Source organism: Micromonospora sp. NPDC005237, assembly GCF_040607775.1.
GTDB lineage: Bacteria > Actinomycetota > Actinomycetes > Mycobacteriales > Micromonosporaceae > Micromonospora.
The window spans coordinates 309,770-335,966 of record NZ_JBEXHJ010000007.1; the positions used below are offsets into that span (position 1 = coordinate 309,770).

Consider the following 26,197-nt stretch of genomic DNA (forward strand, 5'->3'; position numbering starts at 1 on the left):
GTTCCTTCCGTCGTGCTGGTCGTGCCGATCCGCGTTCAGTGGTTGGCGGCCGCGCTGCCGAGCAACCCGCGCAGTTCGGTGGCGAGCCGGTCGAAGCGGGGGTCCGACATCACCTGCGCGTAGTCGCGGTGCGCCGGCAGCTCGACCGGGAAGGTGCGGATGATCCGGCCGGGCCGGGCACTCATCACCACGACCCGGGTGCCGAGGAAGACCGCCTCGGCGATGGAGTGGGTGACCAGCACCACAGTGGTGCCGGTCTCCCGCCAGATGCGGTGCAGCTCGGCGTTCATCTGCTCCCGGGTCAGCGCGTCCAGGGCGCCGAAGGGCTCGTCCATGAGCAGCACCGGCGGGGCGTGCAGCAGCGCGCGGCACAGCGCCACCCGCTGCTGCATGCCGCCGGACAGCTCGTGCGGCAACGCCTTCTCGAAGCCGGTCAGGCCGGTCATCTCGATCAGCTCGTCGGCGCGGCGGGCCGCCCGTGCCCGGTCCATGCCCCGCATCTCGGCCTGGAGCAGGATGTTGGCCCGCGCGCCGCGCCACTCGAGCAGCGCGGCCTTCTGGAAGACGAAGCCGATCTCCTTCTGCGGGCCGCGTACCGGGCGCTCCAGCAGCGACACCTCGCCGCTGGTGGGCTTGACCAGCCCGGCGACGATCTTCAGCAGGGTGGACTTGCCGCAGCCGGACGGGCCGACGATGGTGACGAACTCCCCCGGTTCGATGTCGAGGGACACGTCGTCGAGGGCGGTGGTCTGCGACCGCCGGGTGGTGAACCGGACGGTCACCCCGGACATCCCGATGGCGGTGCCGGTCGCTGCCGGCGCGGCGCTCACCCGGTCACCCCTGCGCCGCGTACGAGGAGTCCCAGTACGCCTTGGGCGCCCCCGGGTCCTTCAGCTCGGCGTAGCGCGACATCAGGTCGATGGTCTCGGACCACTGGGCCTCGGTGTTGACCCCGGGCGGGCCGTCCGGGCCGAGCAGCGGCAGGTTGAGGGTGAGCTGTTTGGTGAGCACCTCGGGGGCGGGCTCGTTCTCGGCGAGCGCGACCATGGCGCTCACCGCGCCGGCGGGGTCGCGGGCGGCGTCGGCCCAGGACTTCTGGGTGGCCCGGACGAACTTGCGGGCCAACTCCGGGTCCTTCTGCAGGGTCTGCGTGTTGGCGATCAGGCCGGTGCCGAGCAGGTTCATCCCGTAGTCGGCGAAGAGCAGCACGTCGACCTTCTTGCCGGTCTTGCTCTCGATCGTCGGGGCCTGGTCGTGGAAGAAGCCCATGATGGCGTCGACCTTGCCCTCGGCGAGCGCGGCGATCTTGCCGGCGGCGTCCACGTTGACGACCTTGACGTCGTTCTTGTTGACGCCGTTCTTCTCCAGCCAGGCCGGGAAGGTCGCGTAGAGGGCGTCGCCGGGGGTGCCGCCGACCGTCTTGCCCTTCAGGTCGGCCGGGGTCTTGATGTTCTTCTCGGTGAAAAACTCCACCGAGGACGGGCCCTTCTCCAGGTACGCGCCGAGGCTGCGCACCGGCATCCCGCTGGCCACGGACTTGAGCAGCACCGGGCTGTCGGCCCAGCCGAAGTCGGTCTGCTTCTGGGCGACCTGCTTGACGGTGTTGCCGGAGCCGTTGCCGGGCAGGATCTTCAGGTCGATGCCCTCGGCGGAGTAGTAGCCCTTCTGCAGGCCGTAGTAGAAGGGAGCGTGCTCGCCGTACGGCACCCAGTTGAGGGTGAGGGTGACCTGTTTGCTGCCGTCGGCGCCGGTCTTGCCCGTGGAGTCGTCCGCACCGCAGCCGGTGGCGGAAAGGAGCAGGGCGGCGGTGGCCAGGATGGTGGTGGCGGTGCGTTTCATCGGTGCCTCCGTGATGGGGTCGGTCAGGAGGTGGTGAGGGACACGCCGGCGCGACGGCTGGCGTGCCACGGGATGAGCAGTGCCTCGGCGATCTCGACCAGGACGAACAGGACGATGCCGATGGCGGACATCAGGATCAGGTCGGCGAACAGCAGTGGGGCGTCGAGGTTGCCGTTGGCCAGCAAGAGGACGTAGCCGAGCCCTTCGCTGGCGCCGACGAACTCGCCGACCACGGCACCGACCACGGCGAGGGTGACGGCCACCTTGAGGCCGGCCATCAGGTGCGGCAACGCGTTCGGAAAGCGGATCTTGCGGAAGGTGCGCCACGGCCCGGCGCCCATGGTGGCGGAGAGGTCGAGCAGCTCCGGGTCGGTGGACCGCAGGCCGGCCACCCCGGAGATGACCACCGGGAAGAACGCGATGAGCACGGCCAGGATGATCTTCGGGGTGAGGCCGAGACCGAACCAGACCACCAGCAGCGGCGCGATGGCGATCTTCGGGATGACCTGTGCGAACAGGACGATCGGGTAGAGCGCCTTGTCCAGGGTGCGCGAGTAGGCGATGGCGACAGCGGTGGCCAGCCCCAGCGCGGCGGCCAGCACGAAGCCGAGCACCGTCTCGTAGAGCGTGACCATGGTGTGCCGGGCCAGCTCGGACCACTGGCCGGTCATCGTGGTCCAGACCTGGCCGGGAGTGGGCACCAGGTAGTTCGGCACGTACTCCCGGGCGGCGACGAACCACCAGGCGACGAAGAAGGCGACCAGCACCAGCGCCGGTCGCCACAGCGAGTCGGCGAGGGCCGCCGCGCGCCGACCGAGCGTCGGGCGTGGTGGACGACCACCGCCAGGCGGCGGTGGCACCACCGTGGACGATGGCTGGCCGCCGACGACCGCCGGCGCACCGACGCTTCCGGACCGGGATGCGGGCTCGGAGGCGGCTGCCCGCGCACCGCTCGCCTGGTCGGCGGCGGCCGGCCGGCCCGCCGTGTCCAAAGAGTTCTCGGTCACGCGGAACCTCCTCGGGGGCCCGGCACGGCACTCGTGGAGCGGGCCGGTCGGCGGATCAGGCAAACGCTTTCCTGGAGCGTAGGCGGCCCCCTCACGCCGGGCAAGGCCTTTCCTCGATCTATTCGTCGATCGGCCCGGCGCCGCACGCGCCGGGCCACTTCGAGATCACCTCGACCTCCCGAAGACGGCTGTCGGGACACCCCGACGTCAGTGTTCGAGGAGATCAGAACAGTCCAACCTGGACCGACGGCGCCGTCAGCCGCCAGCCGGGTAGGTGTCGAGGAGGCCGCACATTCCGAGCCGGCCCCGCTCGACCGGCTCGGTCACCGCGTACACCCCGGCGTCGCCCAGGTGCCCGGCGTCCCCCCGCTCGAGTGCGTCGAGCTGCACGGCGGTGTCGGCGGCGGCACGGCCGGCGCCGGACTCCCACCGCTGCCGCCACCGCGTCAGCAACGGCTGGCGCAGCGCGATCGCGGCGGCGTGGAACGCGGCGAGCGCCGGCGGCCCGCCGGACCGCAGCGCCGAGAAGCCGGTCACCGCCAGATCCCGCCGGTGGTACGCGGCGCGCACGTCCGCGCCCGGCGCTCCCCCGTCGGGCAGCGCCGCCGCCGCGGCGTACGCCGCCGGATCGGCCAGCACCTCGGGTGGGAAGGTCAGCACCGCGTCGCCGGCCTCGGGCAGTCCGCTGTTCTGCATGAGCACCACGATGCTCAGCCCGCCCCCGTTCACCAGGCGGTGCACGGTGCCCGGCTCGAACCAGACCACCACCCCCGGCCGCAGCGGCGTCTCCCGGAAGCCGGCCGTGGTCAAGGTCTGCACCGCGCCTTCGCCGTCGGTCACCACGTACCCCTCGGTGCAGCACAGATGCACGTGCGGGGTGCCACCGACCACGCCGTCCGGCGCGACGGTGTCGTAGACGCGCAGCCGGGAGACGCCGATCCCGCCGGGAAGCGCCGCGAAGCGATCGGACATGGCCGGGCCTCCCTGCGGGAAAGGGCTTTCTCTGCGGTACGGTGACGCTAGCCGGCGCGGCGAAACGCCGTCAACAGACCGAGGGGGCGGGCCATGGCGACCCTGTCCGACGTGGCGCGGCGCGCGGGCGTCTCACCCGCCACCGCCTCCCGCGTCATCAACGGCAGCAGCAAACCGGTCACCGACGAGCTGCGCGAACGGGTGCTCGCCGCCGTCGCCGAATTGCAGTACGTGCCCAACGCGCACGCCCAACTGCTGGCCCGCTCGCACCGCAGCGCGGTCGGCGTGATCGTGCACGACGTCTCCGACCCGTACTTCGCCGAGATCACCCGAGGGCTGCAACGGGTCGCCACGGACCAGGGCCGGCTGCTGATGATCTGCAACAGCTACCGCGACCCGGACCGCGAGCTGGAGTACGTGGAGCTGCTGCGCGGCCACCAGGTGGCGGCGTTGATCCTGGCCGGCTCCGGCTACCACGACGAGGCGTTCACCCGGCAGCTCAACGAGAAGCTCGCCGCGTACGAGGCGACCGGCGGGCGGGTCGCGGTCATCGGCCGCCACGAGCACTCCGGCGACGCCGTCATGCCGGACAACCGGGCCGGCGGTCACCTCGCCGGTCGCGAACTGTGCGAGCTGGGGCACCGGGCGATCGGCGTGGTCGCGGGCCCCCGCATCCTCACCACCACCACCGATCGGCTGGCCGGGCTCAAAGAGGCCCTCGCCGAGCAGGGCCGCGAGCTGCCCGAGCGCCGCATCCGGTACGCCGAGTTCGACCGCGACGGCGGCGCCGAGGCCACCGCCCGGCTGCTCGACGCCGACCCCGGGCTGACCGCGATCGTGGCCCTCAACGACTCGATGGCCATCGGCGCCCTCGCCACCCTGCGGGCCCGCTCGCTGGCGGTGCCGCAGCAGGTCTCCGTGGTCGGCTTCGACGACATGCCGATCGCCCGGGACGTGACACCCGCGCTGACCACCGTCCGGCTGCCACTTGTCGACATGGGAGTCCGGGCGATGTCCCTGGTGCTCGGCGCGGAGGCGCCGGCGCCCCGGGTCGAGGTGCTCCCCGCCGAGCTGATCCGCCGCGACACGTCCGGGCCGGCGCCGGAGCATCGGCGCGAGACGGCAGGGTCGGCGCCCCGCGCCCGGCGGGCCGACGCCGCCTCGTGACCGGTGTCAGCCCGGCGGCGTCCCGTCACGACTGTCGACCGGGCGCATCTGGTCCGCGGATCGAGGACGAAACCGGAGTACTCGCCCCGGCGGCGCTGCTCGACGAGGAGGTCACCGCGCTCGGCCGGAACTGACCCCCACGGCGCGGCCCGCGCGGGTGGCGGCCGACGCGGGGTCGGCCGCCACCCGGGTGGGTCAGGGCAGGTCGATCGGGCGCAGCACCCGGTCCACGGTGTGCGCGATCTGCCGGTTGCCCTTGTTGACGTCGAACGCGACCACGCGTGCGTCACGGTCGTTGGTGTCGGCGTCGACCAGCCGCAGCTGGCGGAAGATGTGCCAGTAGGTGCGGACGTCGACCTCGACGGTCGGGCCGAGGGCGGTGGTCAGCTCCGCGCCGTCGGCCTTGAGGGCCGCCCGGCGGTCGATGGTCGCGCCCGGCACGACGTGGTAGAGCAGCACCGTCTCCACGGTGTCGATGCCCAGACCGGCGACCGCCGCGAACGCGGCGCTCTCACCGGGCAGCTTCCGGGCGTGGGTCAGCTCGCGCACCAGCTGCTGGAACGCGGCGTCGTTGGGCAGGAACGCGGTCAGTGCGACGGTGCCGTCCGTGAGCACCTTCACCGGCGAGTTCGGCTTGGCCTCGAGCACCGCCAGCACGGCCGCGGTCAGTACGTCGAAGTCCCGCGAGTTGCGGTCGAAGCCGCTCGTGTCCTTCGTGAGCACCTGGGCGAGCGACTTCGTGCCGAGCGGCTTGGCCTTACCGGTCGCCTGGGCCGGCACGGCCACGGCGGTGGTGGCCAGCGCGGTGGCCACGGCGCCCACCGCCATCCGGGCGGCGAATCGTGCGATCTTCATCAACGGGCCTTTCGTCGAAGCGACGGATCCGTGACGTCTCGTCACGACACATGCTTCGCGGCCTGCACACCGCCCGGATGCAGCCACCGCCGGGAAAGTTCGACAGTCGAAATCCGCTGTCCCCACCCGGAGCGCCGCGCGTAGCCTGCGCCGGTGCTGATCCGCGAGTTCGACGACCAGGACTGGTCGCAGGTGTGGCCGATCATCGAGGAGGTGGTCCGGGCACAGAAGACCTTTCCCTACGACCCGGACATGACGGCGGACACGGCGTACCGCATCTGGGTGGAGGCCCCGCCCGGGCGGACCGTCGTCGCGGTCGACGGCGAGCGGGTCCTCGGCACCGCGAAGATGGGCACCAACCGGCCCGGGCCGGGCGCGCACGTGTCCACCGCCAGTTTCCTGGTCGCCGCCGACGCGCGCGGCCGGGGCGTGGGTACCGCGCTGTGCCGCGACGCCCTGACCTGGGCACGGCGACGGGGGTACGCCGGCATGCAGTTCAACGCCGTGGTGGAGACCAACCGATCGGCGGTCGAGCTGTACCGCAGGGAGGGCTTCGACGTGGTCGGCACGGTGCCGGGCGCGTTCCGCCACCCCACCCTCGGCCGGGTCGGCCTGCACGTCATGTACCAGGAGTTCTGACCGCCCCGCCGGTGGTCAGCCGGCCTGACCCACCGGGACGGCCGGAGGCGACAGACGGGGCTGCGCGCCAGCTGTGCGGATCGGGGTGAACAGCCCGCCGACCGCGACCAGCAGGCAGCCCGCTCCGGCCACGAACGCGACAGCCGCGACGCCGTACCGGCCGGCGGTCCAGGTCAGGATGGCGGCGCCGGCCGGTCCGAGGGCGTAGTGCGTGCTCCAGAACGCCGAGGTGACCCGGCCGAGCAGATGGTCGGGGGTGATCTCCTGGCGCAGCGACATCGAGCAGATCCCGCTGACGCTGAGACAGCACAGGTAGACGGCGGTCAGCGCGGTGACCGCCGGCACGCTCGTCGCCATGCCGGCGCCCGCCACCGCGAATCCGCAGACGGCGTGCGCCCCGATCCAGGTGGCGCCGAAGCCGCGCCGACGACGCAGCGGGGCCACCAGCAGCGCCCCGGCGACCGTGCCCAGCGCCGCCAGGCCGAGCACCGTGCCGACCGTGCGCTCGGTGCCGCCGAGGTCGTGCGTGACGTGGTAGATCAGCACATCGGTGAAGCCGTAGGTCAGGAAGATGAACACCGACAGCAGGACGGTCAGCGCGCGGAGCACCGGCTGTCGCCACAGGAACCGCGCCCCGGCCAGGAACTCGGCCAGCGGGCGCTCCCGGGGCACCGGCGCGACGTCGGCGGCCTGAGCCCGGCGCAGCCGGACCAGCCGCAGGCCGGCGGCCGAGAGCGCGAAGCTCGCCGCGTTGACGGCGATGGCGACCGCCGGGCCGAAGCGGGCCGACACCACACCGGCGAGCAGCGGCCCGAGAACGGCGGCCGCCGCGAACGTCGCCTGGAGCCGGCCGTTGGCCTCGGTGAGCCGGTCGGAGTCGACGAGGTTGCGCACCGCGGTCACCGCCGCGACCTGGAACAGCATGCCGGCCGCCTCGCAGATCGGCAGCACGACGAAGAGCAGCCAGACCTGCGGGCCCGCGAGCCAGGCCAGCGGCACCAGGGCGTAGAGGACCAGACGGGCCAGGTCCGCGACGATCATGAGCGTACGGCGGTCGTACCGGTCGACCAGCACCCCGCCGAAGACCCCGGCGACCACGGATGCCGCGCCCGCGACGGCGGTGAGCAGGCCCATCTGCGCCACCGACCCGGTCGCCTGCAACACCAGCAGCGGCACCGCCAGGTAGGCGAACGCGTCACCGGCCGCGGAGAGCGACTGCGCGATCCAGTACGTGCCGAAGGAGCGGTCCCGCCACAGCGGAGCCCGCTGAGGGCTGGCAGCTCGGCTCATCCCGCCGAGGGTAGTGGCCCTCGTAGCGCCGTGCTGACCGTCACACCGGCGCCGCCCACGACGTCTGGTCGAACTCAGACGGCCCCGGGAAGGACTCCCGAGGCCGTCTTGAGGCGTACGCGAAGCGGGTCAGCCCTGGCGCAGCGGCGCGAGCGCGGTGCTCCAGGCCACGACCTGGTCGAGGGTCGGGCGCGTGGGAACGGCCGACTGAGCGAGGCCGAGCCCTCGACGTGGCGACCACCGCTAGGCGTTGGCCACCAGCCGCCAGCGGTTGTCCGCGCTGCCGTTGTCGGAGTCCTGTACGGCCTGCGCGCCACGCGCGGTGGAGCCGTTGAGGATGCCGAGCAGCTTGCCGCTGTTGACGTTGCGGATCTTGTAGGTGCCGTCGCCGTTGTCCACCAGGGTCCACCGGTGGTCGGCGGTGCCGTTGTCGGCCCACTGCAGGACGCGGGCGTTGTCGGCGGTGGACATGTTCTCCACGCCGAGGACCTTCCCGCTGTTGACGTTGCGGAACCGGACCGCGTTGCCGTCGGTCACCACCACCCAGTTGTGGTCGGCGGTGCCGCTGTCGTCCCACTGCAGAGCCAGCCCACCGTCGGCGGTGGACATGTTCTGGATGCCGAGCACCATCCCGCTGCCGACGTTGACCAGCCGGTGGCTGCCCCCACCGCTGCTGCCGCTGGTGTTCCAGTAGACGGTGTAGTTGAAGCCGTGGGCGTCCTGGAACGGCCCGAGGTTGACGGTGGACCCGTTCGCGGTGGCGGTGAACGTCAGCGAGCTGGTGCTGGTCCGGGCGATGGACGAGACGTTGAGTGCCGGCGGCGCGCTCAGCGTGGTGTTGCCGTAGTTGCCGCAGAGCACGCTCGGGCCGTAGGTGACGGCGGCGACGCTGGGGTTGTCGTTGGTCGGCTGCACGACGACACGCATCGGCAGACGCACGGTGATGGTGTCTCCGGCGGCCCAGGTACGCGTGACCGTGGCGTAGCTGCCGGGCGTCGTGGCGACGGACTGCGCCACACCGTTGACGCTGATCGTCGCGCCGCTGGTCCACGCCGGAATGCGGACGCGGACGCTCCACGAGCCGCTCATCGTGCCGCCGAGGGTGAGCGTGGTGGTGTCGCTGACCGGGTACGTGGTGCTCTGCGTGACCGTGATGCCCCGCTGCGACCAGGTCAGCTCCGAGGGCACGAACAGGTTCACGGTCAGCGTCGTGCCGCTGTAGAAGTAGATGGAGTCCATCAACTTCGTGTTGATCTCCACGCCGGTGCCCTGGCAGCACCAGAACGAGTTGTAGTCGGTGCTCCAGGTGCCGCCGCCCCACGCCGGGCCCACGCCCCGCCGGCCGCCCGGCTTCAGCGGGGTGAAGTAGGTGATGTGACCGTGGCTGTCGGCCGGGTTCTGCGCGCCGATCAGGTGGTTGATCGTGGCGCGCTCGTAGTAGTCGAAGTAGTCGGTGCGGTTCGGGTCGAGCAGCCACAGCTCCCGCGTCAGCTTGAGCATGTTGTAGGTGTTGCACTGCTCGCAGGTGTCGTTGGTGAGGTACCCGGCGATCGCGTTGGGCGCCCGGAAGTGCTCGGCCTGGCTGTTGCCGCCGATGACGTAGGAGTGCGCGCCGACGGTGATGTTCCACGCGTTGCTGGCGATGTCCCGGTAGCGGGTCGTCCCGGTGGCCTTGAACTCGCGGGCGGCGCCCACCCACTTGGGCACCTGCGTGTTGGCGTGCAGTCCGTTGAGCTGGTCCTGGTTGGAGGCCAGGGGGTTGAACACGGCGGCATGGTCGAACCGCTGGGCGGTGGTGAGCCACCGGGTGTCACCGGTCTGCTGGTAGATGTCGGTCAGCACCTCGTTCATGCCACCGAACTCGGTGCCGAGCATCGACTGCATCTGGCTGGAGCTGAGCCGGGACGTGCGGGTGTCGACCCAGCCGGCGAGGGCCAGCAGCACCGTACGGGCCTGGGTGTTGCCGGTGTAGCGCCAGACGTCGAGCAGACCGGCGAGCGTCTTGTGGATGCAGTAGTAGGGCACGTTGCCGTTGGACAGCGTCCGTGCCTCGAGCGCGGTGAAGTCGGACTCCGGGAAACCGGAGAGGTATCCCGACCCGAACCCGGCCGCGCCGTTGTTCGCCTGGCACTTGGCCATCTCGGCGACCATGTAGTTCGCCTTGTCCCGGCAGGTGGTGTCGCCCAGCACCGCGTACGCCTGGGCCCACGCGGTCAGGAAGTGCCCCTGCATGTGGGTCCGGAACGGGAAGTTCGGCGCGTCCCAGCCGCCGTTGGTGGCGGCGCCGTTGGTGGAGAGCCGGTGGTTGGCGCGGAAGTTGTAGAGCATCCGGTCGACGTCGACGACGCGCAGGTAGTTCAGGGTGCGGGTCTGGTTGTCCAGCCAGCGGCCGGCGGTCAGTCGCACCTGACCGAACTCGAAGGGGTAGGCACCGACGCCGATGTCCGACCGCGCTGGCGGGACCACGGCAGCGGCGGCGGGGCCCGCGCCGAGCGTCGTGGCTCCGGTCGCGGAGAGCACGGCGGTGGCGCCGGCCGCCTGCAGCACGCGGCGTCGGCTGAGGGGCAGGGACGACATGGGACCTCCAGATGAGCGCTACCGGCGACGGGGCGACAACCGGGCGGGACGGGCTCGGTGGGATGCAGGGGTCCGAACGTTAGCGTTCACATCCGTGTCCGGCATGTTACGGCCCACCGACCCACGAATTCAAGATGGTAACTGTATTCGTACGTCGTACACCTGTGCACGAGCTTGGAGAACCGGCGCGGTGAAGGGGATGCGGTATGCCCTGCCACCTCGTGTTATCGATAACACCGAAGGAATACTGCAAGATCGGTCCCGGGTAGGCGCACCCCAAAAAGGGATGCGCGCCGACGGGCGCCGCTGGTTGAATCTCGGGATGAAGCATGATCTTGTGCGTCCCCCGAAGGCACGACCGGGTGACCACATCGCGGTCCTGTCGCCGTCCTTCGCCGCGGCCGGCGCCTATCCCGAGATCCACGAGCAGGCCATGCGGCGGCTCGCCGACCTGACCGGCCTCGTCCCGGTCGAGTACCCGAGCACCCGCACGGTCGGCGCGAGCGCGCAGGCGCGCGCGGCGGACATCAACGCCGCCTTCGCCGATCCCCGGGTACGCGCGATCCTCGCCGTCGTCGGAGGCGAGGACCAGATCACGGTCATCCCCCACCTGGACGCCGACCTCGCCCGCGCCGACCCGAAGCCCTTCCTGGGCACCAGCGACAACACCAACCTGCACCAGTGGCTCTGGGGGCTCGGCATCGGGAGCTTCTACGGCGGGTCCTCCCAGGTGCACCTCGGCCCCGGGCCCGCCGTGGACGACATCCACGCCCGGTCGCTGCGGGCCGCGCTCCGCACCGGCGAGCGGTTGGAGATCACCGATCCGGGCGAGTCCGAGGACATCGGGGTCGACTGGGCCGACCCACGGGCGTTGCAGTCGTTCGGAGAACGCGAACCGACGGCGCCGTGGAGCTGGTACGGGCCGCGCCGCACGGTCACCGGCCCCAGCTGGGGTGGGTGTCTGGAAGTCCTCCAGTGGACCCTCACGGCGGGACGCTTCCCGTTTCCTCCGGAGGTTCTGCGCGGCGGCGTGCTGATCATCGAGACGTCGGAGAAGCTCCTTCCCGCCCGCGAGGTCGGTTGGATCGTGCGGTCGCTGGGTGAACGCGGTCTTCTCGACGCCGTCGACGCGGTCCTGGTCGCCCGTCCGCCGGTCTCCGACCACACCCGCCGACCCGCCGCCGAGGAGAGGGCGCGCCTACGCGAGCAGCAGCGCGACACGGTCGTCGACGTGGTGAACCGCTACAACCCGGAGGCGGTCGTCTGCGTCGGCGTCCCGTTCGGCCACACCAAGCCGCAGTGGATCCTCCCCCACGGCGGCCCGATCACCGTCGACGGTGTGGAACGTCGGATCTTCGCCGACTATCGCTGAGGTATGCCGCGTCCGCGTCCCGGCCGGCGGACGGACTCTCGGAGCCTGCCGGGACGCGGACGGCGTCAGCGGGCCGGAGCGTGGGCGGCCAGCGGATTCGTGAGGGTGCCGACGAACTGCAGGGCGGCCGACGGGTCGGCCAGGTCGATCATCTGCTGGTTGTCGCGCAACTGGAGGCGGTTGAGGCAGGACAATGCGAACTCGGGGGCGAACAGGTCGTAGTGGCGGACCCGCTCGGCCAGGTGCGGCACCCGCTCGAAGTAGTCGGCGGCGCAGGCCGCGACCGTGCCCCAGAAGGCGTCCTCGGTGAGCACGTCGGCCTCGACGAGCACCGCGTTGAGGTGGCGCAGGAAGCAGTCGACCACGTCGGTGAAGATGGTCAGCAGCTTGGTGTCGTCGGGCACCTCGACCCGGATCCGCTGCACCTCCGCCGGCAGCTCGACGTCGGCGCTCAGCACCGCGATCTCCTCGGCGATGTCCTTGAAGATCACCCGCTGGACGGTGTCGTGCTCGTCGAGGACCAGGATGACGTTCTCGCCGTGCGGCATGAAGGCCAGGTCATGGGCGTAGAAGCTGTGCAGCAGCGGGGTCAGGTAGGCGTCCAGGTAGCGGCGCAGCCACACCTCGGGCGCCAGGCCGGACCGGTCGATCAGGGCCGCCGCCAGTGAGCCGCCGTCGTCGTCGACGTGCAGCAGCGCGGCCATCGTGGACAGTCGCTGCCCCGGGGCCAGGCCGGGCACCGGGCTCTCCCGCCACAGCGCGGCCAGCATCTTGCGGTACGGGGAGGTGCGCTCGGTGGCCGCCTCGTACTGCCGGTGCCGGTAGCCGACCGCGGCCCGCTCCCGGATGACGGTCAGCCCGGTGCCGGTCAACACCTCGTCGCCGGCGATCAGGTCGGCCAGCCAGTCGTTGATGGCCGGGGTCGCGGCCATGTACGCGGCCGACAGCCCCCGCATGAAGCCCATGTTCAGCACCGACAGAGCGGTCTTGACGTAGTGCCGGCCCGGCTCGGTGACGTTGAAGAAGGTCCGGATGGACTGCTGCGCGAGGTACGAGTCCGGCCCGGGACCCAGGTGCACCAGCCGACGCTGGGCCAACTCCCCCGCGAACGTGACGGCCAGCTTGTTCCACCACTGCCACGGGTGCGCCGGGATGAGGTGGTAGTCGGCGAGGTCCAGGCCGAGGTCGGCCATCGTGGCGGCGAAATGGGCCCGGGTCTCGGCGTCCAGCTCGCCGGAGATGAGCGTGTCGTAGTCCAGGTCGGTGGCGCTGCTGAACATCGAGTGGTCCCGGTGCGCGGCCAGCCACTCCAGGCGTACGGGGGTGGCGGCCTCGGGGGCGTACCGGTGGTACTCGTCGACGCCGAAGCCGAGCCGGCCGTTGTTGGCCACGAAGCAGGGGTGGCCCTCGGTCATCGACGTCTCGATGGTCTGGAAGTCCGCCCCGGCCAGCTCGGCGGCGCTCGGCAGGGACTGGGCCAGCTTGTACGCGGTACCGGCGAGGGTGGAGGTGATCTCCTCCAGGTAGACCGGGAGCACCCGCGCGGACAGGCCGAGGGTGCCGCGCAGCTCGACGATCAGGTCCACGGCGTCCGGCGGCAGCGCGACGCCGTCCCGGTGCCGGGTGATGCTGTCGGCGTCGACCTGCCAGTGGGCCAGGGCGAGCACCCGGGCGACGAACCGGTACGTGACGGCGCCGTCGTCGCTGCGGACCTCGTACCACTGCCGGTCGTCGGGGCCGGGCACGGGCGCCGGGGTGAGCAGCCGTTCGTGGGTGAACTCGGCGAGCGCCTTGCGGACCAGCATCCGGTTGGCCCGCGCCCAGCGCTGCGGGGTGAGGTGCGCGACCGGGTCGCCGGGGGCGGCCTGGCCGGCGACGGTCGGCGGGGTGGGGACGGCGGTGGTGGTCACGCCGGGGCTCCTTCGGTTCGGGTGGCGGCAGGGGACTCGGCGGCGGCGGTGTGTCCGGCGTGCTCGGCGGCGGCCTCGAACTGGGCGCGGGTGCAGACGCTGAGCAGCGCGTCCTTCTCCGGCTTGGCGATCGGGCCGACGACCTCGAAGCCGACTGCGGCGTTCAGCGCGTGCACGGCGGTGTTGCGCACGTCCGGCTCGACCACCACCCGCCGGGTCGCCGGGTCGGCGAAGAGCCAGGCCATGACGGTACGGATCACCGCGCGGGTGAAACCGTGCACGGGAGCGCCGGCGGGCGCGCACAGGAAGTGCATGCCCACGTCACCGGGCTGGTGGTCGTAGAGGCCGACCAGTTCGACGTGGGCCGGATCGTAACGCTCGGCCAGGAATGCCGGACTCCCCCGCCACAGGCCGAGGTACGCGTCGTGGTGCGGGTGCGCGGCGATGCGCCGGTACTCCTCGATCACCTGGGCCTCGTCGGCGTCCTGCATCAGCCAGAACGCCGCCTTCGGGTGGGTCACCCAGCCGTGCAGCAGCGGGGCGTCGGCCTCCGGATCGAGGGTACGCAGGGCGAGCGCGCCGAGCCGGTCGTCGACGCGGGTGAAGACCGCGCTCACGAGATCACCCCGAACTCCTGGAAGGTGATGCTCTTCTCGATCGGGTAGTGCTCCCGGCCGAGCAGCTCACGGATGATCCAGGAGTTGCGGTACGCGCCCATGCCCAGATCCGGCGAGGTGATGCTGTGCGTGTGGGTGCCCGCGTTCTGCAGGAAGATGCCCCGCCCGCTGTGGTCGATGCTGTAGTTGCGGGCCACGTCGAAGCGGCCGTGCGCGTCCCAGCGGATCCGTTCGCGCACCGGGGCCAGGAACTCCGGCACCCGGTAGTGGTAGCCGGTGGCCAGCACGAGTCCCTCGGTGCGCAGGGTGAAGTCCCGCTCCTGCTCCACGTGCCGCAACCCGAGCGTGTACTCCCCGTCGCGGTGCGCGGCGTCGACCAGCTCGGTGTTGGTCAGCAGTCGGGTGCGCGCCGGCCCGTCGACGCTGTGCGCGTAGAGCAGGTCGAAGATGTCGTTGATCAGGTCGGCGTTGATTCCCTTGAACAGGCCCTTCTGCTCGGCCTCCAGCCGGTAGCGGGTCACCTCGGGCAGCGCGTGGAAGTAGTCCACGTAGTCCGGTGAGGTCATCTCCAGCGTCAGCTTGGTGTATTCGAGCGGAAAGAACCGGGGCGAGCGGGTGACCCAGTTCAGCTGGTAGCCGTACCGGTTTAGGTCGCCGAGCAGATCGTGGTAGATCTCGGCGGCGCTCTGCCCGCTGCCCACCACCGTGATGCTGCGCTTGGTGCGCAGCGCGTCCCGGTGCTCCAGGTAGCGCGAGTTGTGCACGGCGTCCCCGCTCAGCCCGGCGACGGCGGCCGGCAGGTGCGGCGGAGTGCCGGTGCCGAGCACCAGGTGCCGGGCCCGGTAGGTGACGCTCTCGGACCCGCCGGTGGTGGCCCGCACCACGTACCGCTCGTCGGCGCTGTCGTACTCCACTGTGGTCACCGTCTGGCCGAAGCGCAGGTTCGGCAGCTTCGCCGCCGCCCACCGGCAGTACGCGTCGTACTCGCTGCGCAGCGGGTAGAAGCTCTCCCGGATGTAGAACGGGTAGAGCCGGCCGATCTCCTTGAGGTAGTTGAGGAACGAGTACGGCGAGGTCGGGTCGGCGAGGCTCACCAGGTCGGCGATGAACGGGGTCTGCAACCGGGCCGACTCCAGCAGCATGCCGGGGTGCCAGGCGAGGCTCGGCCGGGCCTCCAGGAACACCCCGTCCAGCTCGTCGATCGGCGCGGTGAGGCAGGCCAGACCCAGGTTGTACGGGCCGAGCCCGATGGCGACGAAGTCGTGGGTGGACATCTTCTTCTCCAGGCGCGGATTCGGGGTCAGCCGACGGGGCAGGTCAGGTCGGCGGCGGTGTTGTCGCGCACGTACCGACCGGCGTGACCGGCGATCAGTTCGAGCACGTGGCCGACGTCGTCGCCGGTCGTGGCGGGGTTGAGCAGCGTGAACTTGAGGAAGTGCCGACCGTCCACCCGGGTGCCGGCGACCACGGCGAGGCCGGAGGCGGCCAACGCCTCCCGGGCGTACAGGTTGGCGGCGTCGGCCAGCTCGCGACCCGGGCCGGTGGGCAGGTAGCGGAAGACCACGGTGCTCAACTGCGAGCGGGTCACCACCTCGAAACGCGGGTCCTCACTGACGAGCTGCCAGGCCTCGGCCGCCCGGTCGACCACCTCGTCGAAGAGCGCGCCGAGCGCGTCCGGGCCCATCACCCGCAGGGTCAGCCAGAGCTTCAGCGCGTCGAACCGGCGGGTGGTCTGCAGGCTCTTGTCGACCTGGTTGGGGATCTGCTGCTGCACCATCCGCGCCGGGTTGAGGTAGTCGGCGTGGTACGTGGCGTGCCGCAGTGCCCGCCGGTCGCGGACCAGCAGGGCGCTGGAGCTGACCGGCTGGAAGAACGACTTGTGGTAGTCGACGGTCACCGAGTCGACCCGCTCGATGCCGTCGAGCAGGTGCCGGCGTGTCGGCGAGACGAGCAGCCCGCAGCCGTACGCGGCGTCGACGTGCAGCCAGACGCCCGCCGCCGCGGAGATCCCGGCCAGCTCCGCGAGCGGGTCGATGGAGCCGAAGTCCGTGGTGCCGGCGGTGCCGACGACCGCCATCACGACCAGTCCGGCCTGCCGGCACCGGGTGATCTCGTCGCGGACGGCGGCGGGCCGGATCCGCCGCTGCGCGTCGGTGGGCACCGCGATCACCGCGTCCGGGGCGAGGCCGAGGAGCTTGGCGGACTTCTGCACGCTGAAGTGCCCGGCGGCGGACGTGAGCACGCGCAGCCGGGGCAGCAGCTCCATGCGGGCCGCCGGGGTGGTCGCCGCGGCACACGCCTCCTCCCGGGCCAGCAGCAGCGCCTGGAGGTTGGACTGGCTGCCCCCGCTGGTGAACACGCCGTCGGCGTCCGGGCCGAGGCCGAGCCGGGCGGCGGTCCAGTCGATCAGTCGACGCTCGATGAGCGTGGCGCCGGCGCTCTGGTCCCAGGTGTCCAGAGAGGAGTTCACCGCGCTCAGCACCGCCTCGCCGAGCAGCGCCGGGATGACCACCGGGCAGTTGAGGTGCGCCAGGTAGCGGGGGTGGTGGAACCAGACGGCGTCGCGCAGGTAGACGTCCTCCAGCTCGTCCAGGGCCGCGCCGGCGTCGCCCAGGGGCCGGTCCAGGTCGACGGTGTTCACGAGGGGGGCCAGCTCGGCCGGAGCGACGCCGGTGGCGGGCCGGTCCACCGTGGCGACCCGGCGGGCGACCCGGTCGACACCGTCGGCGATCGCCCGCCGGTACTGCTCGACCGAGCCGCCGTGCAGCAGCTGCGCCCGCGCCGCGGGCAACGCGCTTGTCGACACCGGTGGTGGAGCGGCCTGCGCGCTGGTCGGCACGGGCGGGTCGGTCTCGACGGGGTACGTCGGCACGGTCACGGGATGTCCTCCACGTTCTCGACGATGGGCAGCCGGAACCCTCCCCCGGCGCGTCCGCGCGCCGGGGGCCGTGCTGCGGGTGTGGTGGGTCGCTACTCAGGCGGTGGCGCCGGCCAGCGCCGCGGCGCGCAGGTCCTCCTCGGAGAGCCCACGCCGCCAGTAGCCGGCGAAGGTCACCCGTCGACGGTCGAAGCCGCGCTCGCCGACCAGGTGCCGGCGCAGCGCCCGCACCACGCCGGACTCGCCGGCGATCCAGGCGTACGGGTTACCGGCGGGCAGCCGGGCGGCGCGGAGCGCGCTGACCAGCAGGTCACTGCCGGGTGTGGTGCTGCCGCGCACGATCCAGCGGATCTCCGCGGCGGCCTCGGTGGGCAGCTCGGTGATGTCCGCGGCGTCCGGGACCTCGATCCAGGCGCGGACCCGGGTGCCGGCGGGCAGCCAGGCCAGGATTCCGGCGGTGGCCGGCAGCGCGGTCTCGTCGGCGACCAGCACCACGAGGTCGGTGTCGTCCGGCGGGCGAAAGCAGACGCTGCGGTTGTCGTACACCGCCGGGCCGAGCAGCAGCACCCGGTCGCCGAGCCCCGCCAGGCTGGCCCACCGCGAGGCGGGACCGGTGCCCCCGTGGCCGACGAAGTCGATGTCCACCTCGCCGGCCGCCGGGCGGTGTTCCCGGATGGTGTACGAGCGCATGACCGCGCGGACGTCCGGCGCAAGGGCCCGCCAGGCGCCGAACCAGTCCTCGCCCCGCTCGACCGGGACGACCGGGGCGTCCTGCCCGGGGTGCGGCAGGAACAGCGAGACGCTCTGGTCCCGGCCGCCGCCGGCGAAGTCGGTCAGCTCCGCGCCGCCGAAGGTGACCCGGATCAGCGAGGCGCCGACCCGCCGGGCCCGCAGGACGTGCGCGGCGAAGAAGCGGTACTGCAGGGCGACGGGTTCGCGGGTGCTGGTGCTCACGGCGTCAGCTGACCTTCTTCGCGTTCCGGATGGCGGTGGCGAGGTTCTCCAGCAGCGGCGCGGCGCCGGCGTACGAGAAGCGGGGCACCGCGTCCCACGGGGTCACCTGGTTGGCCCGCACGGCGGGCAGCTGCTGCCAGGTCGGCTTGGCGGTGAGGTCCTTGGGTTGCAGGGCGGTGCTGCGGTTGTCCAGCAGGATCAGGTCGGCGGGGAACTTGCCGGCGTTCTCCCAGCTGAGCGCCTCGAAGTAGTCGCCGGCCTCGAGCTTGGTGGGCACCACGATGTCGACGCCCAGCTCGGCGAAGTACATGAGGTCGGTGCTGACCTTGGGGTTGGAGACGTAGAACAGGTCGGGGCTGCCGGAGCAGGCCATCACCTTGATGCCCGGGTTGGCCTTGACGGCCTGTCGGACGGCGTCGGCGGCGGCGTCGAAGCGGGTCTTCGCGTCGGTGACCTTCTTGGCCGAGAGGTCCGCGCCGAGCGACTGGGCCAGCGCGGCGTACCGCTCGATGGGCTTGGTCATCGGCACCCGGGCGGTGGTGATCGCCACGCTGGGCGCGAGCGGCAGGATCTTGTCCTTGCTCTCGTCCGGCACGTACCAGAGGGCGTCCGGGTCGTACATGTGGGTGACGAGCAGTTCGGGGCGCAGGGCCGCGTACTTCTCCAGGCTGAACTCGCCCCACACGTTGCCGAGGATCTCGACGCCCTCGACGTTCAGGTCGCCCGCCTGCGGGTCGGCCGTGCCGTCGGCGCGCTTGGTCTCCCCGAACACCCCGACGATCTGCTTGTCGAGACCGAAATCGACCAGTGCTGCCGCCACTCCGGTGAAGGCCACCACGCGCGCCGGGCGGGCCGCCGCCTCGATCTTCTTGTTGCGGTCGTCGGTGAACGACCAGGGGCCACCGGCACTTCCGCTGCCAGCGGGCTTGGCGGCATCGTCCTTGCCGCATCCGGCGAGCAGCGCGGCCAGCGTGGCGGCGCCGCCAGCGGCCAGCAGGCCACGACGAGAGAGGCGACGGGCGGACAGTGCATCGGGCATGGTGTCGTCTTTCGATCAGGGGAAGGTCGGGGTCGACCGGGACAGCGGAGTTAGGTTAGCCTAACCTCGGTCGTTGTCAACAGCGGTTCGCCGTGTCGCCACACCCCCGGAGCCCACACTGGACGCCACACCCACCGTCACCACGCTGGCACCCTCCGTGCCGGCCGGGTCGACGGCCCCTCCCCCGCAGCGACACCGGGCGGCCCGCGCCGTCGGCCTGCTCGGCGCGGTGACGCTGCTCGGCGTGATCCTGGTGCTCAGCATCGCGGTCGGCGCGAAGTCGTTGCCGCTCGCCGACGTCTGGTCCGGGCTGCTGCACCGCGACGCCGCTGAGTACGCGGTGGTGCACCGGATGCGCCTGCCCCGCACCCTGCTCGGGCTGCTCGCCGGCACGGCGCTCGGAGTGGCCGGCGCCGTGATGCAGGCCCTCACCCGCAACCCCCTCGCCGACCCCGGGCTGCTCGGCATCAACGCGGGCGCGTCCGCCGCCGTGGCCACCGCCGCCGCCTTCCTGGGCGTCACCGCCATCGGCGGGTACGTCTGGTTCGCGCTGCTCGGCGCCGCGCTGGTCACCGCGCTGGTCTACGCCGTGGGCGGCGGACGCGGCGCCACCCCGGCCCGCCTCGCGCTGGCCGGCGCGGCGCTCAACGCCACCCTGTACTCGTTCGTGAGCGCGGTCATGCTGCTGGACACCGCCTCGCTGGACCGGCTGCGGTTCTGGACGGTCGGCTCGCTGGCCAGCGCGGACTCCGCGACAGTGACCCGGGTGGCGCCGTTCATCCTGGTGGGCCTGCTGGTCGCGCTCGGCGCCGCCCGTCCGCTGAACGCTCTCGCGCTCGGCGACGACGCGGCCCGGGCCCTGGGCGCCCGACCGGCCCTGATCCGCGCCGCCGTGATCGTCGCGGTCACCCTGCTCTGCGGCGCGGCGACCGCAGCCTGCGGTCCGATCGTCTTCGTCGGCCTGCTGGTACCCCACCTGGTACGCGCGCTGACCGGGCCCGACCTGCGCTGGCTGCTGCCGTACTGCGCGGTGCTCGCGCCGGTGCTGCTGCTCGGCGCCGACGTGCTGGGCCGGGTGCTCGGCCGGCCCGGTGAACTCCAGGTCGGCATGGTCACCGCCGTGCTGGGCGGCCCGCTCTTCCTCTGGCTGGTCACCCGGGGACGGGTGGCGCACCCGTGAGCGGACGAACCAGCAGCTGCGCCAGCGCGAAGCGAAGCGGAGCGGTGACGTGACGGTTCTGCGTACCCCCGGTGGGTTGTCGGTGCGGTTCCGCCCCCGCGCCCTGGCCGTCGGCGTCGGCGCGGCGGTGCTCGCCGCCGGTCTCGGTCTGGTCGCGATGGGCAGCGGCGACTACCCGATGGGCCCGGCCGACGTGCTGCGCACCCTGACCGGCGGCGGCAGCGCGGCGGAGCAGTTCATCGTGACCGAGCTGCGACTGCCCCGACTGGTCACCGCCCTGCTGGTCGGCGCCGCGCTGGCGCTGGGCGGCACGGTGTTCCAGTCGCTGGTCCGCAACCCGCTGGGCAGCCCGGACATCCTCGGCTTCACCCAGGGCGCGTCGACCGGCGCGCTGGTGGTGGTCGTCCTGGGCGGCGGCAGCCTGGCCCTGGCCGGCGCCGCGGTCGTCGGCGGGCTCGCCACCGGCCTGCTGATCTACGCGCTCGCCTGGCGGCGGGGCGTGCACGGCTACCGGCTCGTCCTGGTCGGCATCGGCGTCGCCGCGATCCTCACCGGCGTCAACGGCTACCTGCTGACCCGGGCGCCGCTGATGGACGCCGCCCGTGCGGTGCTCTGGCTCACCGGCAGCCTGGACGGGCGGGGCTGGGCCAACGCCGGGCCGCTGCTCGCCGTCACCGCCGTGCTGGCGCCGCTGCTGCTCGTCGTCTGCGCCCCGGCGCTGCGGATGATGGAGCTGGGCGACGACACAGCCAACGCGCTCGGCGTGCCGGTCCGCCGGCTGCGCCTGGTGCTGCTCGCCGCGGCCGTGCTGCTGGTCTCGTTCGCAGCGGCCGCCGCCGGCCCGGTGTCGTTCGTGGCGCTCGTCGCGCCGCACGTGGCCAAGCGGCTGACCCGGGCGCCCGGCCCCAACCTGCTGCCGTCGATGGCCCTCGGCTCGGCCCTGCTGGTCGGCGCCGACCTGCTGGCCCAGCGCGCGTTCACCGGGCACCAGCTTCCGGTCGGCGTGGTGACCGGAGTGCTCGGCGGCGGCTACCTGGTCTGGCTGTTGGCCGTCGAACGCCGGGCGGGCCGGCTGTGAACACCCCCTCCGAAGGAGCCCTCATGACGTCCCGCCTCGGCGGCACCGCGCTGACCCTCGCCTACGACCGGCGCACCATCTCCGAGGACCTGACCGTGGCGGTGCCCGACCGGTCGTTCACGGTGATCATCGGGCCGAACGCGTGCGGCAAATCGACCCTGCTGCGCGCGCTGTCGCGGATGCTGCGCCCGAGCGCCGGCGCGGTGCTGCTGGACGGTCGGGACATCCACGACCTGCCCGCCCGCACGGTGGCCCGCACCCTCGGCCTGCTGCCGCAGTCGTCGATCGCGCCGGACGGGATCGGCGTCGCCGAACTGGTCGCCCGGGGTCGCTACCCCCACCAGGGTCTGCTGCGGCAGTGGTCCCGCGAGGACGAGCGGATCGTCGACGAGTCGATGGCCGCCACCGGGGTCGCCGACCTCGCCGACCGGCCGGTGGACGAGCTGTCCGGCGGCCAGCGTCAGCGCGTCTGGATCGCCATGGCGCTGGCCCAGCAGACGCCGCTGCTGCTGCTCGACGAGCCGACCACGTACCTCGACATCGCCCACCAGATCGAGATCCTGGACCTGTGCGCCCGCCTGCACGAGGAGCAGGGCCGCACGCTGGTCGCGGTGCTGCACGACCTCAACCACGCCGCCCGGTACGCCACCCATCTCATCGCGATGCGCGACGGGAAGGTGGTGGCCGCCGGCGACCCCCGCGAGGTGGTCACCGCCGATCTGGTCGCCGACGTGTTCGGGCTGCCCTGCCGGGTCATCGACGACCCGGAGACGGGCACCCCGCTGGTCGTCCCCGCCGCCCGCTGGCGCGCGACCGAGCCGGCATGAGCGCGCGGCGCTTCCGCGACCCGTGGGGCGTGCCGCACGTACGCGCCGACGACCCGCTGGCCCTCGCGGCGGCGCAGGGTCGGGTGACCGCGTACGACCGGGCGTGGCAGATCGAGGTGGAACGGCACCGGTCGGCGGGCACCAGCGCGGCGTTCCTCGGCGTCGACGCGCTCGCCTGGGACCGCTTCGCCCGCCAGGTACGGCTGGACGACACCGCCCGTCGTTGCCACGCCAACCTGGACGAGGCGACCGCCGAGTGGGTGGGCGCGTACGTGGACGGGGTGAACGCCGGCCTCGCCGCCGGGGCGGCCCGGTCACCGGAGTTCGCCGCCGTCGGGCTGACGCCGGGCCGGTGGGAGCCGTGGACGCCGCTCGCGGTGTGGCTGGGGCACCACATCCTGTTCGCGGGGTTCCCCGGCAAGCTCTGGCGCGAGCACGTCGCACAGTGCCTCGGCCCGGCGGCGGTCGAGGTGTTCGCCACCGACGGGCCGGCCGTCGCCGGCAGCAACGGGTGGCTGCTCGCCGGTTCCCGCACCGCCACCGGCGCCGCGCTGCTCGCCGGCGACCCGCACCGATTTCTGGAAGACCCGGGCGTCTACCAGCAGATCCGGCTGGCCTGCCCGGAGTACGACGTGGTGGGCCTGGCCGTGCCCGGTGTGCCGGGCATCGCGCACTTCGGCCACACCGGGACGGTGGCGTGGGCGATCACCAACGCGATGGCCGACTACCAGGACGTCTACGCCGAGCGGCTGCGCCGGCACGGCACCGGGGTGCGGGCGCTCGGCCCGGACGGCTGGCGCGAGGCGCACGTCCACGTCGAGACGATCGAGGTGGCCGGCGCGGACCCGGTCCGGGTGGAGGTGGTGGAGACCGAGCGGGGGCCGGTGATCGCCGGCGGGCCGGACGACGAGACGGCGGTGAGCCTGCGCTACCCGCCCCGGGTCCACGGCGAGCTGGGCTTCGCGGCGCTACCGGAGCTGCTGCGCGCCCGTGGCGTGTCCGATGTGGACGAGGCTCTGCGGCACTGGGTGGAGCCGGTCAACGTGGTGCAGGCGGCGGACACCGCCGGCGGGCTGCTGCACCGGGTCGCCGGGGTGGTGCCGCTGCGGCATCCGGACAACGGCCGCCGGGTGGTCCCGGCCTCAGACGCCGCGTACGCCTGGCGCGGCTGGCACGCGCCGATGCCCCGCGCCGAGGTGACCGGCCGGGCGGTGATGGCCAACGAGCGGGGGCTCGCGGCGCCGCTCGGCGTCGAGTTCGCCCCACCGCACCGGGCGCGGCGGATCACCGAACTGCTCGACGCCGGCCGGGACTGGACGGCCCCGCAGATGGCCGCCGTGCACACCGACACGCGCCTCGGCTCGGCCGGGCCGCTGCTGGCGGTGCTCGACGGGCTGACCGGGCTCGGCCCCGCCGCCGCCGCGCTGCGCGACCGGCTGCTGCGCTGGGACCGCCGGATGAGCGCCGACAGCACCGACGCGGCGGACTTCGCCATCCTGCGGGCCGCTGTCGTCCGCCGGATCGCCGCCCACCCGGCCCTGGCCGCGCTGGCCGAGCCGCCCGCGTACCCCGAGGTGTTCGCGCCCTGGTTGGCGCTGACGCCGCGGGTCGGCTACGCGCTGGAGCACCTGCTCGGCGGCAGGTCGCTGCCCGGCGTCGACACGGCGGCGGCGGTACGCGCGGCGGCGGAGGAGGTCGCCGGTGCGGCGGACGGCCCGGTGCGCTGGGGTGACCTGCACCGGTTGGCGGCCTGGCGGGCGCTGCCCGACCCGGACGCCGCGCCCGGTCCCCGGCTCGACGGCGACCACGACTGTGTGCTGGCCACCTCCAGCGTGCCCGGGGTCACTCACGGGTGCTTCCGGGGGCCGGCCGCGCGGTTCGTCTGGGACCTGGCCCGCCGTCAGGACAGCCGGTGGGTGGTCCCGCTGGGCGCCAGCGGCGTGCCCGGCGACCCGCACCACGACGACCAGCAGCCCGCGTGGCTGGCCGGCGAGCTGCTGCCGGTGACCACGGACTGGCACCACCTCACCGAGGAGCCCGATGAGCACTGACGGTCAGCACTACCGGCGCGACGTCACCGGGTTCGGGGTGGTCACCATCCGCCCGGTGCGCCCGGACGAGGACGCCGACCTGCTGCACGGCTGGGTCACGACCGAGCGGGCCCGGTTCTGGGGGATGCGCGAGGCCAGCCGCGAGCGGGTGCACGAGATCTACGCGTACCTGGATTCGCTGACCACGCACCACGCGTACCTGGCACACCGCGACGGGGTGCCGGCCGCGCTGGTGCAGACGTACGAGCCGGGGGCCGATCCGGTCGGCGGGTGCTACGAGGTGCGCCCCGGCGACATCGGCGTCCACCTGCTCATCGGGCCCCCGGTGAGCGCCGAGCGGGGATTCACCGGCGCCCTGTTCGGCGCGATCCTGGAGTTCGTCTTCGCCGACCCGGGGCGGCTGCGGGTCGTGATGGAGCCGGACGCCCGCAACGACCGGATGCTGCGGCGGCTGCGGCGCAGCGGGTTCCGAACCGGTCCGTTGATCGAGCTGCCGGAGAAGCAGGCGCGGCTGCACTTCCTCGACCGGCCGGAGGGCACCGGCTGAGCCGGTCGAGCCCGCGACGCGCCGGCCGCCGGAACCCCTCCCCGGGGGCGCGTCAGCGTGGGTGGGTTGTCAGCTTGGCCAGTTGGTCCAGCTGGGTGGGGTCGGAGAGGGCTGAGCCGACGGCTGCCACCCGTACGCCCGCGTCGAGGAACGCGGCGGCGTTGCCCGCGTCCAGGCCGCCCGTGGCGACGAAGCGCAGCTGCGGCAGGGGGCCGGCCATGGCCCGGAACCAGGCTGGCCCGAGGGAGATCGCGGGGAACGCCTTGAGCCAGGTCAGGCCGTGCCGCAGCGCCTGCTGCGCCTCGGTGGGAGTGGCCACGCCGGGCAGGTGCGGCAGGCCGCGCGCGGCGGCGGCGTCGGCGATCGCGAGGTCCAGACCGGGCGCGACGGTGAAGGCGGCGCCCGCGTCGGCCGCCGCCGCGACCTGATCGACATCGAGCACGGTGCCGGCGCCGACGATCCGGTCCCGCGCCGCGCCCGCCTCGACTGCGGCGCGCAGGGCGGGCACCGCGTCGGGGGTGGCCACCGGCACCTCCACCACGACGATGCCGAGGTCCCAGGCGCGCTCGGCGAGCCGGACGGTCTCGACGACCGGCAGGCCGCGCAGGATCGCCATCACCCGGGCGCCGCCGAAGATGTGCTCGAAGTCCGCTGTGGTCATGGTCCACTCCATCCGAGGTCACGGGAGATCTGCTGGGTGGTGGCCAGCAGACGGGGTAGCAGGAGGCGCAGGTCGGCGAGGGTGGCCACCACCGTCGGAGCGGTCACCGACACCGCCGCGCTGACCGACCCGTCGGCGTGGCGCACCGGCGCGGCCACACAGGTGATCAGCGGCTCGAACTCGCCGTCGTCGGCCGCCCAGCCCCGCTCGGCGACGGCCGCCAGCTCCGCACGCAGCGCGGCCGGGTCGCAGATGGTGGCCGGGGTGTACGCCCGCAGCGCGGCGCCCTCGACCAGCCGGGTCAGCTGCGGGCGGTACGCGAGGACCACCTTGCCGACCCCGCTGGCGTGCAGCGGCGCGGTGCGGCCGATCCGGGAGTACATCCGCACCTGACCACGGGCCTCGATCTTGTCCACGTAGACGAGGTCGTCGTCGACCAACTGTGCCAGGTGGATGGTGTGCCCGCAGTCGCGGCCGAGCGCCGCCAGGTGTGGACGGGCCACCGCGCGCACGTCCAGGGAGTCCAGTGCCTGCTGGGCGAGGTCGATCAGTCGCAGGCCCACCGTCCAGCCGCCGTCGGTGCGGCGGGCGAAGCCACCCGACTCGAGGGTCTGCAACAGTCGCAGCGCGGTGGACTTGTGCACGCCCAGGTCGGCGGCCACACCACCGAGCTGCGCGGGCTCGCGTGCCAGCAGTTCCAGCACGCGCATCGCCCGGTCGACGCCCTCGGACACCCC

The 26,197-nt window shown here is 72.9% G+C and carries 23 protein-coding genes; 8 read left to right on the forward strand and 15 right to left on the reverse strand.

From position 1 onward, the window contains the following. Positions 1 to 35: 35 nt before the first annotated feature. The 4 genes from ABZT87_RS21015 to ABZT87_RS21030 all read right to left on the reverse strand — a co-directional run bounded on the left by ABZT87_RS21015 (position 36) and on the right by ABZT87_RS21030 (position 3,818). The gene (locus ABZT87_RS21015) at positions 36 to 830 is read right to left on the reverse strand and encodes an ABC transporter ATP-binding protein (RefSeq protein WP_354856086.1); all 795 of its coding nucleotides are present in this window, start codon (positions 828 to 830) and stop codon (positions 36 to 38) included. A gap of 4 nt (positions 831 to 834) precedes the next feature. Then, a complete protein-coding gene (locus ABZT87_RS21020; RefSeq protein WP_355137528.1) occupies positions 835 to 1,839 on the reverse strand; it encodes an ABC transporter substrate-binding protein in 1,005 nt (334 codons plus the stop codon). A 23-nt stretch (positions 1,840 to 1,862) separates the two neighbouring features. Next, positions 1,863 to 2,846, reverse strand: coding sequence for an ABC transporter permease (locus ABZT87_RS21025; protein ID WP_355137530.1), 984 nt, complete (start codon positions 2,844 to 2,846; stop codon positions 1,863 to 1,865). Between the two features lie 255 nt (positions 2,847 to 3,101). Beyond that, on the reverse strand, positions 3,102 to 3,818 hold the full coding sequence (locus tag ABZT87_RS21030) for a cupin (RefSeq protein ID WP_355137532.1): 717 nt from the start codon (positions 3,816 to 3,818) through the stop codon (positions 3,102 to 3,104). Between the two features lie 93 nt (positions 3,819 to 3,911). On the opposite strand from ABZT87_RS21030, the gene ABZT87_RS21035 reads away from it, so the two are divergent. Beyond that, positions 3,912 to 4,985: a LacI family DNA-binding transcriptional regulator gene (locus tag ABZT87_RS21035; RefSeq protein ID WP_355137534.1), complete on the forward strand. Its 1,074-nt coding sequence runs from the start codon at positions 3,912 to 3,914 to the stop codon at positions 4,983 to 4,985. A 195-nt stretch (positions 4,986 to 5,180) separates the two neighbouring features. Here ABZT87_RS21035 and ABZT87_RS21040 read toward each other — a convergent pair whose 3' ends face one another. Beyond that, on the reverse strand, positions 5,181 to 5,840 hold the full coding sequence (locus ABZT87_RS21040) for a fasciclin domain-containing protein (protein ID WP_354856091.1): 660 nt from the start codon (positions 5,838 to 5,840) through the stop codon (positions 5,181 to 5,183). Positions 5,841 to 5,993: 153 nt separating this feature from the next. Here ABZT87_RS21040 and ABZT87_RS21045 point away from each other — a divergent pair, with 153 nt between their 5' ends. Next, positions 5,994 to 6,479 carry a GNAT family N-acetyltransferase gene (locus tag ABZT87_RS21045; protein WP_355137536.1) on the forward strand — a complete coding sequence of 162 codons (486 nt, stop codon included), beginning with the start codon at positions 5,994 to 5,996 and terminating at the stop codon, positions 6,477 to 6,479. Between the two features lie 15 nt (positions 6,480 to 6,494). On the opposite strand, the gene ABZT87_RS21050 is transcribed toward ABZT87_RS21045, so the two are convergent. Beyond that, positions 6,495 to 7,769: an MFS transporter gene (locus ABZT87_RS21050; protein ID WP_355137538.1), complete on the reverse strand. Its 1,275-nt coding sequence runs from the start codon at positions 7,767 to 7,769 to the stop codon at positions 6,495 to 6,497. A 243-nt stretch (positions 7,770 to 8,012) separates the two neighbouring features. Beyond that, complete coding sequence (locus ABZT87_RS21055) at positions 8,013 to 10,346, reverse strand: beta-L-arabinofuranosidase domain-containing protein (protein ID WP_355137540.1); 2,334 nt, start codon at positions 10,344 to 10,346, stop codon at positions 8,013 to 8,015. 322 nt (positions 10,347 to 10,668) lie between these two features. Between ABZT87_RS21055 and ABZT87_RS21060 the strand changes: the two genes are divergently transcribed. Continuing rightward, entirely contained in the window at positions 10,669 to 11,718 is a 1,050-nt protein-coding gene (locus ABZT87_RS21060; RefSeq protein ID WP_355065064.1) for a S66 peptidase family protein, read from the forward strand. 65 nt (positions 11,719 to 11,783) lie between these two features. Here the strand turns inward: ABZT87_RS21060 and ABZT87_RS21065 are convergent, their stop codons facing one another. The 6 genes from ABZT87_RS21065 to ABZT87_RS21090 all read right to left on the reverse strand — a co-directional run bounded on the left by ABZT87_RS21065 (position 11,784) and on the right by ABZT87_RS21090 (position 19,116). Beyond that, positions 11,784 to 13,523 (reverse strand): IucA/IucC family siderophore biosynthesis protein, encoded by a 1,740-nt coding sequence (locus ABZT87_RS21065; RefSeq protein WP_355065315.1) that lies wholly within the window; start codon positions 13,521 to 13,523, stop codon positions 11,784 to 11,786. Positions 13,524 to 13,624: 101 nt separating this feature from the next. After that, on the reverse strand, positions 13,625 to 14,245 hold the full coding sequence (locus ABZT87_RS21070) for a GNAT family N-acetyltransferase (RefSeq protein ID WP_355137542.1): 621 nt from the start codon (positions 14,243 to 14,245) through the stop codon (positions 13,625 to 13,627). After that, complete coding sequence (locus ABZT87_RS21075) at positions 14,242 to 15,519, reverse strand: SidA/IucD/PvdA family monooxygenase (RefSeq protein ID WP_355137544.1); 1,278 nt, start codon at positions 15,517 to 15,519, stop codon at positions 14,242 to 14,244. Before ABZT87_RS21075 ends, ABZT87_RS21070 begins: the two co-directional genes overlap by 4 nt. A gap of 26 nt (positions 15,520 to 15,545) precedes the next feature. Next, positions 15,546 to 17,084: an aspartate aminotransferase family protein gene (locus ABZT87_RS21080; protein ID WP_355137768.1), complete on the reverse strand. Its 1,539-nt coding sequence runs from the start codon at positions 17,082 to 17,084 to the stop codon at positions 15,546 to 15,548. A 135-nt stretch (positions 17,085 to 17,219) separates the two neighbouring features. After that, the gene (locus tag ABZT87_RS21085) at positions 17,220 to 18,077 is read right to left on the reverse strand and encodes a siderophore-interacting protein (RefSeq protein WP_355065059.1); all 858 of its coding nucleotides are present in this window, start codon (positions 18,075 to 18,077) and stop codon (positions 17,220 to 17,222) included. 4 nt (positions 18,078 to 18,081) lie between these two features. Next, a complete protein-coding gene (locus ABZT87_RS21090; RefSeq protein WP_355137546.1) occupies positions 18,082 to 19,116 on the reverse strand; it encodes an ABC transporter substrate-binding protein in 1,035 nt (344 codons plus the stop codon). A 145-nt stretch (positions 19,117 to 19,261) separates the two neighbouring features. On the opposite strand from ABZT87_RS21090, the gene ABZT87_RS21095 reads away from it, so the two are divergent. The 5 genes from ABZT87_RS21095 to ABZT87_RS21115 are packed head-to-tail and all read left to right on the forward strand — an operon-like array spanning position 19,262 to position 24,799. Then, positions 19,262 to 20,296 carry an iron chelate uptake ABC transporter family permease subunit gene (locus tag ABZT87_RS21095; protein WP_354856119.1) on the forward strand — a complete coding sequence of 345 codons (1,035 nt, stop codon included), beginning with the start codon at positions 19,262 to 19,264 and terminating at the stop codon, positions 20,294 to 20,296. Positions 20,297 to 20,345: 49 nt separating this feature from the next. After that, the gene (locus tag ABZT87_RS21100) at positions 20,346 to 21,374 is read left to right on the forward strand and encodes an iron chelate uptake ABC transporter family permease subunit (RefSeq protein ID WP_355137548.1); all 1,029 of its coding nucleotides are present in this window, start codon (positions 20,346 to 20,348) and stop codon (positions 21,372 to 21,374) included. 23 nt (positions 21,375 to 21,397) lie between these two features. Next, the gene (locus ABZT87_RS21105) at positions 21,398 to 22,201 is read left to right on the forward strand and encodes an ABC transporter ATP-binding protein (protein WP_355137550.1); all 804 of its coding nucleotides are present in this window, start codon (positions 21,398 to 21,400) and stop codon (positions 22,199 to 22,201) included. After that, positions 22,198 to 24,252 (forward strand): penicillin acylase family protein, encoded by a 2,055-nt coding sequence (locus tag ABZT87_RS21110; protein ID WP_355137552.1) that lies wholly within the window; start codon positions 22,198 to 22,200, stop codon positions 24,250 to 24,252. The genes ABZT87_RS21105 and ABZT87_RS21110 overlap by 4 nt, the downstream gene beginning before the upstream one ends. Next, complete coding sequence (locus ABZT87_RS21115) at positions 24,242 to 24,799, forward strand: GNAT family N-acetyltransferase (protein ID WP_355137554.1); 558 nt, start codon at positions 24,242 to 24,244, stop codon at positions 24,797 to 24,799. Before ABZT87_RS21110 ends, ABZT87_RS21115 begins: the two co-directional genes overlap by 11 nt. A gap of 52 nt (positions 24,800 to 24,851) precedes the next feature. On the opposite strand, the gene ABZT87_RS21120 is transcribed toward ABZT87_RS21115, so the two are convergent. Beyond that, the gene (locus ABZT87_RS21120; RefSeq protein WP_355137556.1) at positions 24,852 to 25,460 is read right to left on the reverse strand and encodes a bifunctional 4-hydroxy-2-oxoglutarate aldolase/2-dehydro-3-deoxy-phosphogluconate aldolase; all 609 of its coding nucleotides are present in this window, start codon (positions 25,458 to 25,460) and stop codon (positions 24,852 to 24,854) included. Next, complete coding sequence (locus ABZT87_RS21125) at positions 25,457 to 26,194, reverse strand: IclR family transcriptional regulator (RefSeq protein WP_355137558.1); 738 nt, start codon at positions 26,192 to 26,194, stop codon at positions 25,457 to 25,459. Before ABZT87_RS21125 ends, ABZT87_RS21120 begins: the two co-directional genes overlap by 4 nt. Positions 26,195 to 26,197 lie beyond the last annotated feature (3 nt).

Coding starts and splice junctions, on each gene's coding strand:
- ABZT87_RS21020 (WP_355137528.1), bottom strand. CDS start 1,839: ATGAAACGCACCGCCACCACCATCCTGGCCACCGCCGCCCTGCTCCTT.
- ABZT87_RS21030 (WP_355137532.1), bottom strand. CDS start 3,818: ATGTCCGATCGCTTCGCGGCGCTTCCCGGCGGGATCGGCGTCTCCCGG.
- ABZT87_RS21035 (WP_355137534.1), top strand. CDS start 3,912: ATGGCGACCCTGTCCGACGTGGCGCGGCGCGCGGGCGTCTCACCCGCC.
- ABZT87_RS21040 (WP_354856091.1), bottom strand. CDS start 5,840: ATGAAGATCGCACGATTCGCCGCCCGGATGGCGGTGGGCGCCGTGGCC.
- ABZT87_RS21050 (WP_355137538.1), bottom strand. CDS start 7,769: ATGAGCCGAGCTGCCAGCCCTCAGCGGGCTCCGCTGTGGCGGGACCGC.
- ABZT87_RS21055 (WP_355137540.1), bottom strand. CDS start 10,346: ATGTCGTCCCTGCCCCTCAGCCGACGCCGCGTGCTGCAGGCGGCCGGC.
- ABZT87_RS21060 (WP_355065064.1), top strand. CDS start 10,669: ATGAAGCATGATCTTGTGCGTCCCCCGAAGGCACGACCGGGTGACCAC.
- ABZT87_RS21065 (WP_355065315.1), bottom strand. CDS start 13,523: ATGCTGGTCCGCAAGGCGCTCGCCGAGTTCACCCACGAACGGCTGCTC.
- ABZT87_RS21075 (WP_355137544.1), bottom strand. CDS start 15,519: ATGTCCACCCACGACTTCGTCGCCATCGGGCTCGGCCCGTACAACCTG.
- ABZT87_RS21090 (WP_355137546.1), bottom strand. CDS start 19,116: ATGCCCGATGCACTGTCCGCCCGTCGCCTCTCTCGTCGTGGCCTGCTG.
- ABZT87_RS21105 (WP_355137550.1), top strand. CDS start 21,398: ATGACGTCCCGCCTCGGCGGCACCGCGCTGACCCTCGCCTACGACCGG.
- ABZT87_RS21110 (WP_355137552.1), top strand. CDS start 22,198: ATGAGCGCGCGGCGCTTCCGCGACCCGTGGGGCGTGCCGCACGTACGC.
- ABZT87_RS21115 (WP_355137554.1), top strand. CDS start 24,242: ATGAGCACTGACGGTCAGCACTACCGGCGCGACGTCACCGGGTTCGGG.
- ABZT87_RS21120 (WP_355137556.1), bottom strand. CDS start 25,460: ATGACCACAGCGGACTTCGAGCACATCTTCGGCGGCGCCCGGGTGATG.